Origin of the sequence: Paenibacillus filicis, assembly GCF_038070315.1 — a bacterium.
GTDB lineage: Bacteria > Bacillota > Bacilli > Paenibacillales > NBRC-103111 > Paenibacillus_G > Paenibacillus_G filicis.
Map to the genome: position 1 here is coordinate 1 of NZ_JBBPCC010000016.1, position 11324 is coordinate 11324.

Below are 11324 nucleotides of genomic sequence, written 5' to 3' on the forward strand. Positions count from 1 at the left end.
AATTTATTCATTTTTATAACCACAACAGAGCACAACGAAAATTAAACAAGCTGACGCCGGTTGAATACCGACGCCAGCTTGCAGCCTAGGGCTTTTTTCAATGTCCATTAGATGGGGTCTTGACCAATTGCGGGATCAGGGTGTTTTTTCCTCTATTTACCTGGCTTCAGCTTGATGTCCTCGGCGTAGAACATTTCATCCATTCTCGGCGTGAACTCAATTCTGTTGTTAACACCGTACGTGAATTTGTTTTGATACAAATAAATTCTCGGCCGTCCTTCGGCCAAAATCTCTTGCACCTTCTGATATTGCGCTTCTCTTTCCTTATCGTTAAGATTGCGAGCGGCAGCCCGTAACAGCTTGTCTACCTCCGGATTGCTATAGTCGGTTTGTTGCTTTGCCCGCTCAGTAATGAATGGCTCCAGTGGCAACGCCGATTCAAACATCGAATTCCCTTTTCCCTGCAAAGCGAGCTCCTTGAACGTATTGGAGTTGTCCCGCTGCTTGTATTGGGTTTGCTCCAATATTTCAAGCTTTACTTTGAATCCGACTTCCTTCAGGTTCGCTGCAACGGTTTCTGCGACCTCTTTGAATGAAGTGGGAGAGGTTAAAGTTAATTCCACGCCATTCGGATATCCGGCTTCCGCCAGCAGCTGCTTGGAACGCTCCTTATTGTAAATGTTCGTATTGAACAACTTCGGATTATTTCCCAAAATTCCCGGTCCGATGCCTTCCTGCGTAGGAACCCCCGCGCCGCCCAGCACGTTGTCCACCAAGGACTTTTTATCGATCGCCAATTCAATCGCTTCTCGCACCTTCGGATTTTCCGTCACAGTTCCGGGCGTTTGTCGAACGAGCAAGCTCTGCACCCGCGCGCTGTCCTGCTGCACAAAATAGGTCGTACCGCTGTTCTTCACCCGGTCGATATCTTCGGGAGGAATCGTAATCGCAATGTCGACCGTTCCCGTTAGGAGCTCAGAAATACGCGTCGTGGATTCGGGAATCGTACGGAATACAAGTCTGTCCCATGATGGCTTTCCACCGTAGTAATCCGGATTTTTAACAAGCTCGACCCGATCATCCTTAATCCACTTGCTGAATTTGTAAGGACCCGTTCCTACCGGATTTTTCAGAAAGTTATCCAGCCCTTGCTCCTGGATGTATTTGGATGGCAGAATGCCCGAACTGATCCGGCTTAACCGAGCCAGCAAAATCGGATCCGGCTCCTTCGTTATCAGATCGACTGTAAAATCATCGATAATGGTAACTTCCTTTATACCGGAGTAGGAGGAATAATCGATAAGCTTCTTATCGTTGGCGGCCCTCTCCAGGGTATATTTCACATCAGCGGCTGTAAACGGATCGCCATTATGAAATTTCACGCCCTGCTTCAGCTTAAATCTCCATGTCGTGTCATTGGTACGCTCCCAAGAGGTTGCGAGGCTAGGAATCTTCTTCTGGGGATCGGCCCCGTCCTTTTTCACCAAATAATCGAATAAATTGACATGGATCGCTTCTACTTGCGTGTTGCCGTGATTGTGCACATCAAAAGTGATATTGTCTGTGGTTTGAGCAATCGTCAGAACCTTTTCCTTTCCCGACTCCGCGGCTCCCGTATCTGTACGATTATTGCCGCCGCAGCCTGTAAGAGCCAATACGGTCATCAAGACGATAACTGGAGCTTTACGAATCCACCTCATGTTTAATCCCCTCCATTTGGATGCTGCATGTTTTATCTCTGGACGGTCAACTGATTGACCGGACGGGATAGTCCTAAATTGTCACGGAGTGTTCTTCCCTTGTAGTCCGTGTGGAACAACCCTCTGCGCTGCAGCTCGGGAATAACGAGCCGGGCGAAATCATCCAGGCCTGCTGGCAGCTGCTGCGGTCTGATGACAAAGCCATCGCAAGCACCATTCACAAACCATTCCTCCAATTGATCGGCAACCTGAACGGCTGTCCCTGCGAAAGTCCGATGTCCATTGCCGCCTGACACTCTCTGGATTAATTGGCGGATAGTAAGGTTTTCCGTTTCAATCATGTTTTTCATAAGCTCGAACCGGCTTCTCGTTTCATTGACCGTCTCCGGGTCGGGCAGCTGCGGAACCGGACCGTCCAGCGGGTAAGAGAACAAGTCTACCTTCAGCCGGTCACTAAGTCTTTTCAACCCCAGCTCGGGAATAATCGATTCATGCAGCTCGGCTTCTTTTTCTTTCGCTTCCGACTCCGTCTCCCCTACGATCGAGCTGAATCCCGGTACAATCTGCACGTCTTCGGGATTGCGTCCATATTTGGACAGCCTGGATTTTACATCTGCATAAAAAGCTTGAGCTTCCGGCAAGGTTTGCTGAGCCGTGTAGACGATTTCTCCCGTTCGGGCAGCAAGCTCCTTGCCATCCTCCGACGACCCTGCCTGAGCGAGCACCGGATAGCCTTGCGGCGGGCGCGGTATATTTAACGGGCCTTTCACTGCAAAGGAATTGCCTTTATGATCGATCGCGCGAATCTTATCGGTATTGGCGTAAATGCCCGTGCTTTTATCAGCAACAAGAGCGTCATCCTCCCAGCTATCCCACAGCTTGGTCGTCAATTGAACAAACTCAAGGGCCCGGTTATATCTCTCCGTATGTTCAAAATGCTCCTCTCTGCTGAAATTCAAATGAGTGCTGCCAATACCCGTTGTGACGATATTCCAGCCTGCGCGCCCGCCGCTCAAATGATCCAGCGAAGCGAATAAACGAGCCGTATGAAAAGGTTCGTTATATGATGTGGATACGGTAGCTATCAAGCCGATCCGCTCCGTGACCGCAGCCAGAGCTGACAGAAGGGTATACGGTTCCAGCCGCCCCAGGGCCTGATGCTTCACGCTGCCGCCGAGATCGTAGCCGTCAGCCAAAAAAACACTATGAAACTTGGCTTCCTCCGCGCGCTGTGCCATCTTCTTGTAATAGGCCAGGTCGGTTACCCGTTCCGGCTCCGCATCTGCAAGTCTCCATGCTGTTTCGTGAAAACCGGTGCTGTTCATAAAAAAATGCAAAGTCATTTGACGTTGGCCACTCATGCCCATTCACCTCAAGTTTATAAAATCGTAGTTTAGCATTCATGTGTACATGCAGCGCCCTATAACGGGAAGTGGCAAGCCACTCCATGTCCGCTGGCAGCCTGCCGGAACTCGGGAGCTTCGCTGCGGCAAATAGGCTGCGCCAGAGGGCAGCGTGTATGAAAGCTGCACCCGGCCGGGGGATTGGCCGGATTCGGCAGGTCCCCCTGCAAAATGATCCGTTCCTTCTTCTCCCTCGGATGGGAAACCGGAATAGCCTCCAGTAACGACTTCGTGTAAGGATGCTTGGGGCTTGTAAATAAATCGTCCCGGTGCGCAAGCTCAACCATTTTACCGAGATACATAACCGCGATTCGTTCGCTTACGAATTTCACGGAAGCTAGCCCATGGGCGATAAATAGGTAGGTCAGCTGGTATTCCTTCTGCAATCTTTTGAGCAAATTCAAAATTTGCGCCTGAATGGAGACGTCGAGCGCGGAAACAGCCTCATCGCACACGATCAGCTTAGGCTTCAGGGCCAACGCTCTGGCGATGCCGATCCGCTGCCGCTGGCCCCCGCTGAACTCATGCGCATACCGGTTCATCTGGTGCTGACTTAAGCCTACGGCTTCAAGCAATTCGATCACGGTATCTCGAACTTGACCCTTGCTGGCCGTGCCGTGAATTCGCAGTGGCTCCGCAATAATATCCTCGATTTTCATGCGCGGATTCAATGAGGCGTACGGGTCTTGGAACACAACCTGCAAATCGCGCCGAACCTTGCGCAGCTCCTTTTGATCCAATCCCGTTAATTTTCGCTGTTCGAACCATACTTCACCTTCGGTTGGCTCCAGCAGCTGGAGGATCAGTTGTCCTGCCGTTGATTTTCCGCAGCCTGATTCCCCGACAATGCCGAGCGTTTCCCCTCTGTTGACCGAGAAGCTAAGACCGTCCACAGCTTTGACATATCCAACCTTATTGGAGAATAAGCCCTGCTTGAACGGATAGTATTTTTTTAAGCCTTTTACTTCCAGCAGCGGCAGCTCGTTGTTAAGCTCCGAACTCATAAGATCTCCCCTTTGCCTTCCGTATGGAAGCATCGAACCCGGTGTCCGGGAGCCTGTTCTTCCAAAGCCGGCTTCTGCAGCCGGCATATTTCCGTAGCGGCCGGGCAGCGCGCCTGGAATGCGCATCCGGCGGGAAGCTGCCGCAGATCGGGGATGGATCCGGGAATCGAATACAGTTCATCCTGCTGCTGCTGAATTTGCGGCAAAGAGCCCAACAGGCCGATGGTGTACGGATGAAGAGGGCGATCGAACAGCTCGGTTGCACCGGCTTCCTCTACCACCTCCCCAGCGTACATGACGATCACCCGGTCGGCCATCTCGGCTACGACTCCAAGATCGTGAGTGATCAGAATGACTCCCATGTTCAGGTCGGCCTTCAGCTTCGCGATCAGCTCCAGAATTTGCGCCTGAATCGTCACATCAAGCGCTGTTGTCGGCTCATCGGCAATCAGCAGCTTCGGATTGCAGGAGAGCGCCATCGCGATCATGACTCTTTGGCGCATGCCGCCCGACAATTGATGCGGATAATAATTGACGACTTTGTCGGGACGAGGGATTTTGACCAGCTCCAGCATTTCAATGCTTCTTGCACGAGCTTGCGTTTTATTCAGCCCCGTATGGATGCGAAGCGATTCGGAAATTTGGCTGCCGATCGTGAAAACCGGATTAAGCGAAGTCAGCGGGTCCTGGAAGATCATCGATACTTCATGACCGCGGACTTTGCGTATTTCGCGTTTGTTCATGTCCAGAAGGTTGCGGCCTTCCAGCAAAATCTGTCCCCCGACGACTTTCCCCGGACGGGCAACAAGCCCGATGATGGAAAGCGAGGTAACGCTTTTTCCGCAGCCCGATTCTCCGACGATGCATAAGGTTTCCCCTTTAGCCACGCTGAACGAAACGTTATTGACGGCGGGGAGGCTTCCTTCCTTGGTTGCAAACGAGGTTTGCAGCTCCCGAACCTCGAGCAGCGTTTCCGGCATGTCATGACCTCCTTTTCCCGTTGCGGCCGTACGAGCCTCAGTTTAATTTGGGATCCAACCAATCCCGCAGCCAATCCCCGACAAAAATGACCGCCAGCACCGTAATCGTAATGATGATCCCCGGAAAAGTTGCTACCCACCAGCTTGTGGCCAAATATTGCCGGCCATCGCTAAGCATGCCGCCCCAGGAGACGTCCGGAGACTGGATGCCAAGTCCCAGAAAGCTCAGGGAAGCTTCTGCAATAATGACCCGGCCGATGCTTAGAGTCGAGATGACGATAAAGGAAGAAATGACATTCGGCAGCACGTGCACGAATATAATCCGCAGATCGCCCGCACCAACCGCTTTGGCCGAGCGGACAAAATCTCTCTCGCGAACAGCCAGCACTTCGCTTCGGATCATTCTCGCGTAGCTCACCCAACTGGTAACGCCAATGACGAAAATAAGAGTTCCTATTCCGGGACCAAGCACGAACATAAAGAGCATCATGAACAAAATCGTCGGGATAGCCAACAAAGCGTCGACAATACGCATAATGAGAACGTCGATCCAACGTCCGTAATATCCGGAAATGAGACCCAGGACGATCCCAATCATGCCGGAGATGATGACTGAGCAAAATCCGACAATGAGCGACACACGCGAGCCGTATATCAATCTGCTCCAGATATCCCGGCCCAGGTTATCCGTACCCAGAGGATATTCCGCTATTCCTCTAGCTGACCATGCAGGCGGCAGCAGCTTGCGCGCCACATTCGTCTGAGCCGGATCGTGCGGAGCCAGGAGCGGGGCAGCCACTGCAATAACAGCAATGGCAAGGAGAACGGCGAGTCCCAAAATGCCGGTTTTGCTGTGAACCAGCCGGTTCAGCCCGTTTTTCAGCAATCCTTTTCCAGTCATGGGCTGCCCCGGCAAGGACGAAGGAGCGACCTTGTTTTCGATCGATACAGACAACTCCACACCTCCACGAATAATAACCCATATAACATACGGAATTAGTTGGTATTAATTTTAAAAAATAATGCCTATTCGGCTAGGCATGGGCCATATACAAAGAGCATAGCATGCGGGGATGGCGTTAATATAATACTTAATTGTTATTGTAAGATAACTTGAGGGAATGAGAATGGCTGCAGTATTTTGCAGTTGACAAGCAAGAAATGGAGCGATTATTATTTTCCTTAATGCGCATCGGAATAGTTTATTTTGGTAGCCTAAGCATCTCGCAATGCCATCCGAATATCGATCAAGGGAGGATTTGAATATGGCTGACTCACCCCGGCAAATCAAGCTCGGGCTTTTCGTTCAGGCGGCAGGTCATCATGTAGGCGGTTGGAGACACCCGGAAGCGCAAGCCGGAGGAGAGAATTTATCGCTGCTCCAGCACATTGCACAGACGGCGGAACGCGGAAAATTCGATCTGCTGTTTCTGGGAGACGGATTGGGAACATCCCCTACTACCGCTCCATCCGTTGTCGCCCGGTTTGAGCCGTTCACCCTGCTCGGCTCATTATCTGCCGTTACCACCCATATCGGGCTGGCGGCGACCTCGTCCACAACCTACGGGGAGCCGTTTCATATGGCGCGCGCCTTTGCTTCATTGGACCATTTGAGCGGAGGGAGGGCAGCCTGGAATGTGGTGACGACTTCTTCCCCCGAAACGGCGCTGAATTTCAGCAGAAGCAGTCATCCCGATCACGCTGACCGTTATGACAGGGCTAAGGAATTTGTGGAGGTCGTCAAAGGGTTATGGGACAGCTGGGAGGACGGTGCCTTCGTCCACAACAAGGAAACCGGTGTGTTTTTCGATAAAGAGAAGCTCCATGACTTGAATCATAAAGGACCGTATTATTCCGTGAAAGGCCCTCTGAACGTGTCCAGGCCCCCACAGGGGTATCCTGTGCTTATTCAGGCGGGATCGTCGGATACCGGCCAAGAGGTCGGGGCGGAAATCGCCGACATTATTTTTACAGCGCAGCAAACTTTAGAGGATGCACAAGCCTTTTATACCGGTATTAAAAACAGATTAGCCAAGCACGGAAAATCTCCGGATCATTTCTTTGTTATGCCGGGCCTGCTGCCGATTATCGGGAAAACCGAGCAGGAAGCCAAGGACAAATTCGAGCAATTATCGGGCTGGGCCGATCTGTCCGTCGGACTGGCTGCCTTATCGGCACGTCTCGGGCAGGATGTCTCCACACTCCCGCTGGACGAGCCTCTTCCGGAGCTGCCGGAGACGGACGGAGCCAAGAGCCGTTCGCGCCTGCTCAGGGAGTTAGCCAGCAGGGAGCAGCTCACCGTCCGGCAGCTGGCCTTCAGAGTCGCAGCATCGCGCGGACACGGCGTTATTCTCGGCAGCCCGTCGCAAATCGCCGACCATATGGAAGAATGGTTCACGGCCAGGGGAGCCGACGGCTTCAATATTATGCCTCCCTATTTCCCGGGCGGCCTGGATGATTTTGTCGATCTTGTCGTACCCGAGCTGCAGCGTAGAGGCTTGTTCCGCACCGAATATGAGGGCCGCACGCTGCGCGAAAACTTGGGAATCCCACGCCCTAAGAGCAGGTATGCTACCGTTTAAGAAACAAATAGACCTCCGTTAACACCGCCTTCGGGCGGGAATAACGCGAGGTCTATTTTTGTATAAAGCCGTGCGAAGCTGCCGCAGCCTTAATGGTTGTACTTGATGCGGGGGTCTAATAGGGCATACAGCATATCGGTTGCAAGGTTAATCAAAATGACCAAGATCGCGATCACAAAAACAGCCGCCTGCACGATCGCCATGTCATGCGAGTTGATCGCCTGGACGATCAGCTGTCCCATTCCCGGCCAAGAGAACACCGTCTCCGTGACTAGGGCTCCACCGACAAGATGCGTCAGCTGTAGCGAAGTGATCGTCACAACCGGAATGAGCGCATTGCGCAGCGCATGCTTGTTAATGACGATCGCCTCCCACAAGCCCTTGCTTCGGGCCGTACGGATGTAATCCTGCCCGAGAATGTCCAGCATGCTGGAGCGGACCAAGCGGGTCATTTCGGCGGCTACACCGATGCCGAGAGTAAGGGCAGGCAGCACCAGATGCGCAAAAGTACCCCGTCCGGAAACGGGAACAACGCCCCAATTAACGGCAAGTAATAAAATAAGCATGATGCCCACCCAAAAGTTAGGCATCGCCTTGCCCATCACCGAGATACCCGATATGAAAATATCTGCCCCCGTATTGCGCTTAACGGCCGACCAGATGCCGAATGGAACCGCAATAACGCAGGCAACCACCATGGATGCCGCCGCAAGCTCGAAGCTTGCCGGCAGCCGCTCCAGCACAATCGGAAGCGCAGCTTCATTATAGCGGAAGGACGTGCCGAAATCGCCCAGCAGCAGATTGGACATGTAGCGATAATATTGAACATATAACGGCTGGTCCAAGCCGAGCGCTTCGGAAAGCACTCTTCGGTCCTCTGCGCTTGCCGTATCCGGAAGCATTAAAGCTACGGGATCGCCGGTTACGTGAACGAGAATAAATACGACCAGAGAAATAATATAAAGCACCGGGATGATCTGCAGCAATGATTTATACAAATACTTGGCCATCGATTCCCATCCTTCTATATGCCGAGATACAAGAGGCTATGCCTTCTGGACGGTGGCAGCGGACGTATGAACGACCTCTCCCGCTATGTTTTGCGGATTGATCAGCAAGTTATAGATGGGGCATACACGCTCTACCGCTTCATGCAGCGCAGCGATCGTTTCTTCAGATTCATTCGAAACAATATGCAGCTTGTAATGAATGTTGTACGGGAAAAAAGGAATATCCTCAAAGCCTTCCTGTCCACCGAGCGGATGCTGTTGGCCGAACACTTCGACCTCAAGCGATTCGAGGGATACATCGAGTTTGGCAGCCTGGATTAGCGTAATATGGGTCAGGCAGCTTCCGAGCACGCCTAGCTGAAGTTCAGGAGAGGTCGGTCCCAGGCTGTAGCCGGCGAAGTTTTCCGGACTGTCGCTAATAATCTGGAAATCGCGGATGCGAATTTCACGGACTCCGCTTCGCCCTGCAGCACGAACCTTGGCCGAAAAATGATTCGCCTTAGGGTCGGCCTTCGCCTGTTCGTTCAGTGCAAGCGCCGCCGCTTTTTTCTGTACCAGATACTCATTCAATGTACTCATGTATCAACACTCCTTATAATATGTAGTAAACCCACTTGTTTAATCGATTTTAATATAACATAGCCCTTGCACCGGAAACAGTACTGTTAATTCATCATATGATAACTTTTTAGAATGAATCCTGTTAGGCAAGGTCTTGAAAATTGGACGGGATCAAGGTGACTGAGCCGGATGATGCTATTTTCTGCTTTAGAAAATCGAGGAATGTTTGTCCTGCCTTGGACAAATAGGTGTTCCGCTTTTTGCACACTCCCAGATAAATTGGAATTTGCGGGTAAATGGGAACCGAACCTAGCGAGCTGAGCGATTCGGCCACCATCCGCAGGAGCAAGGTTGCACCTACGCCTTCGCCGACAAGAGATTCAATGATCGATAATTGATTGGTCGTAAAAATGACCTTTGTGTCGAGCCCGGCATTTTTAAACAGCCTCTGTTGGAAACAGTCGTCTTTAAACAAGATGAGAGGTTCATCCACCAGTTCATGGAGAGCTACTGCGTTTTTTTTCGCAAACGGATGATCGGTCGGAAAGCAGGCGACCATGTCGTCTACCAGCAAGGGGATCATTTCAACCTCCGGCTCAGCGGAATTCACGGCAATAATACCAAAATCGATTTCCTTGCGTTCAATCAGCATACGGATCCGCTTGGTTCCTTCCTCCACCACGCTAATATTGACGGAAGGATATTGATAGATGAACTCCTTAATAATTGGTAGAAAATAGGCGCTGCCGAACGTGGACGGCAATCCGATTCGAATTTCGCCTCTCTGCAGAACGCGCAGTTCTTCCATCCTTCGCCGGGCATCTTCTATTTTCTCTAGGATATCCGTGGCATAATCGAACAGTATTTTTCCTTCCGGCGTCAGGATGGCGGATTTCTCGGATCGGTCGAAAAGCACCAGCTGAAGCTCATCCTCCAGCTTTTGGATGGTTTTGCTAATAGCGGGCTGAGCAACCAGTAATTTTTCCGATGCTTTCGTAAAGCTGGCTGCTGTAGCAACCTCGGCAAAATAATGCAGTTTTCTGCTATCCATGGCCTTTCCCCCCTTACAAATTGTTTGTCATTCGGATTGAACGAGCCCGAAACGCCGATTGACCGAATCAATTTCTTCCAGCGACTGAAGAACTCTGCCTTTTCCCCGGATGGTGATCAGATATAGTAAAATATCGATAACAAACAAGCTGGCAATATGGGAATTTGCAAACGAATAAGAGGTTCCTTGCACGAGCAGCGGGACCGTTGCAGGCTTGACGAGAGGACTAAGCAGGGAATCCGTAATCGTAATCTGATTGACGCCCCGTTCGAAGGCAAGCTCTGTTGCCATAATGGTATGCTTGCCGTAGGTGGGCAGCCCGACGGATATTAATAGATCCTCACGGCCTAAGGAACGGACGCAGTCGAACAGCTCATCCAGCCCCGAACCAATCAGCATGGTGTTGGTGAATATTTCATTCAGATGTACGGCAAGCACTGTGGCCGGCCCTCTAGCGTTGCGGCTTCCGACTACGGCAATCCGGGTGGAGCTCCAGATAAGCTGGATCGCCTTGTCAAATGAATCGGCTGGATTGTTGAGCAGGGCTGCTTGTAAATTTTTCAAAGTCAAATCGAAAATTTGCTGCGTGGCTCCCCAATCGTGGTTTTCTTTAGATGTGAGAAGACCTGATTCCGGTTCCCCGAAGGTTGTAATGGCGGTCAGGCGGTTCTGCAAAATGGATTGCAGAGCATGCTGCAAAACCGGAAATCCCGAGTATCCAATATCCTGCGCAAAACGGACAACAACCGATTCGCTGACTCCGACTTTTTGAGCAACCCGCGATGCCGTAAGAAAAGCCGCCTCCTGCCAATTTTCCAAAATGTAATAGCCGACGTTTTTTTTCGCCCCGCTTAGATTGGACAGCGACGCTTGAATTCTCCCAAACAACGTTTCCCCATCCGGCAAAGCAAAGCTCCTTTCGATATGGCAAGAAATATTTCTGCCTGGACAATAATTATTCTTGCTTCAAATAATAAAAAAAAGACGTAACATTTGCCCATGCAGGTTCATGGGGGTTACATCTCCATTTGTA

Annotated in this window: 11 protein-coding genes; 2 read left to right on the forward strand and 9 right to left on the reverse strand. The window is 51.3% G+C overall.

Going from position 1 to position 11324, the window contains the following annotated elements:
- Positions 1–5 precede the first annotated feature (5 nt).
- A complete protein-coding gene (locus WMW72_RS22190; protein ID WP_341414600.1) occupies positions 6–89 on the forward strand; it encodes an IS3 family transposase in 84 nt (27 codons plus the stop codon).
- Between the two features lie 63 nt (positions 90–152).
- Here the strand turns inward: WMW72_RS22190 and WMW72_RS22195 are convergent, their stop codons facing one another.
- From WMW72_RS22195 to WMW72_RS22215, 5 genes are read right to left on the reverse strand one after another with little or no spacing between them, the layout of a single operon-like run.
- Entirely contained in the window at positions 153–1700 is a 1548-nt protein-coding gene (locus tag WMW72_RS22195) for an ABC transporter substrate-binding protein (protein WP_341417762.1), read from the reverse strand.
- A 32-nt stretch (positions 1701–1732) separates the two neighbouring features.
- Positions 1733–3061: an LLM class flavin-dependent oxidoreductase gene (locus WMW72_RS22200; RefSeq protein WP_341417763.1), complete on the reverse strand. Its 1329-nt coding sequence runs from the start codon at positions 3059–3061 to the stop codon at positions 1733–1735.
- A gap of 59 nt (positions 3062–3120) precedes the next feature.
- Positions 3121–4107, reverse strand: coding sequence for an ABC transporter ATP-binding protein (locus WMW72_RS22205; RefSeq protein ID WP_341417764.1), 987 nt, complete (start codon positions 4105–4107; stop codon positions 3121–3123).
- Entirely contained in the window at positions 4104–5087 is a 984-nt protein-coding gene (locus tag WMW72_RS22210; RefSeq protein ID WP_341417765.1) for an ABC transporter ATP-binding protein, read from the reverse strand. Before WMW72_RS22210 ends, WMW72_RS22205 begins: the two co-directional genes overlap by 4 nt.
- 37 nt (positions 5088–5124) lie before the next feature.
- On the reverse strand, positions 5125–5988 hold the full coding sequence (locus WMW72_RS22215) for an ABC transporter permease (protein WP_341417948.1): 864 nt from the start codon (positions 5986–5988) through the stop codon (positions 5125–5127).
- 364 nt (positions 5989–6352) lie between these two features.
- Here WMW72_RS22215 and WMW72_RS22220 point away from each other — a divergent pair, with 364 nt between their 5' ends.
- Complete coding sequence (locus WMW72_RS22220) at positions 6353–7669, forward strand: LLM class flavin-dependent oxidoreductase (RefSeq protein WP_341417766.1); 1317 nt, start codon at positions 6353–6355, stop codon at positions 7667–7669.
- An 89-nt stretch (positions 7670–7758) separates the two neighbouring features.
- On the opposite strand, the gene WMW72_RS22225 is transcribed toward WMW72_RS22220, so the two are convergent.
- The 4 genes from WMW72_RS22225 to WMW72_RS22240 all read right to left on the reverse strand — a co-directional run bounded on the left by WMW72_RS22225 (position 7759) and on the right by WMW72_RS22240 (position 11179).
- The gene (locus WMW72_RS22225; protein WP_341417767.1) at positions 7759–8679 is read right to left on the reverse strand and encodes an ABC transporter permease; all 921 of its coding nucleotides are present in this window, start codon (positions 8677–8679) and stop codon (positions 7759–7761) included.
- A gap of 36 nt (positions 8680–8715) precedes the next feature.
- A complete protein-coding gene (locus tag WMW72_RS22230) occupies positions 8716–9258 on the reverse strand; it encodes an OsmC family protein (RefSeq protein ID WP_341417768.1) in 543 nt (180 codons plus the stop codon).
- A 124-nt stretch (positions 9259–9382) separates the two neighbouring features.
- On the reverse strand, positions 9383–10291 hold the full coding sequence (locus tag WMW72_RS22235; RefSeq protein ID WP_341417769.1) for a LysR family transcriptional regulator: 909 nt from the start codon (positions 10289–10291) through the stop codon (positions 9383–9385).
- 27 nt (positions 10292–10318) lie between these two features.
- Positions 10319–11179 (reverse strand): MurR/RpiR family transcriptional regulator, encoded by an 861-nt coding sequence (locus WMW72_RS22240; RefSeq protein WP_341417771.1) that lies wholly within the window; start codon positions 11177–11179, stop codon positions 10319–10321.
- Between the last annotated feature and the right edge of the window lie 145 nt (positions 11180–11324).

What these genes read in the sequence shown, in the direction of transcription:
- WMW72_RS22210 (WP_341417765.1), bottom strand. Translation starts at nt 5,087, where the DNA reads ATGCCGGAAACGCTGCTCGAGGTTCGGGAGCTGCAAACCTCGTTTGCA.
- WMW72_RS22205 (WP_341417764.1), bottom strand. Translation starts at nt 4,107, where the DNA reads ATGAGTTCGGAGCTTAACAACGAGCTGCCGCTGCTGGAAGTAAAAGGC.
- WMW72_RS22195 (WP_341417762.1), bottom strand. Translation starts at nt 1,700, where the DNA reads ATGAGGTGGATTCGTAAAGCTCCAGTTATCGTCTTGATGACCGTATTG.
- WMW72_RS22200 (WP_341417763.1), bottom strand. Translation starts at nt 3,061, where the DNA reads ATGAGTGGCCAACGTCAAATGACTTTGCATTTTTTTATGAACAGCACC.
- WMW72_RS22220 (WP_341417766.1), top strand. Translation starts at nt 6,353, where the DNA reads ATGGCTGACTCACCCCGGCAAATCAAGCTCGGGCTTTTCGTTCAGGCG.
- WMW72_RS22230 (WP_341417768.1), bottom strand. Translation starts at nt 9,258, where the DNA reads ATGAGTACATTGAATGAGTATCTGGTACAGAAAAAAGCGGCGGCGCTT.
- WMW72_RS22235 (WP_341417769.1), bottom strand. Translation starts at nt 10,291, where the DNA reads ATGGATAGCAGAAAACTGCATTATTTTGCCGAGGTTGCTACAGCAGCC.
- WMW72_RS22225 (WP_341417767.1), bottom strand. Translation starts at nt 8,679, where the DNA reads ATGGCCAAGTATTTGTATAAATCATTGCTGCAGATCATCCCGGTGCTT.
- WMW72_RS22215 (WP_341417948.1), bottom strand. Translation starts at nt 5,988, where the DNA reads ATGACTGGAAAAGGATTGCTGAAAAACGGGCTGAACCGGCTGGTTCAC.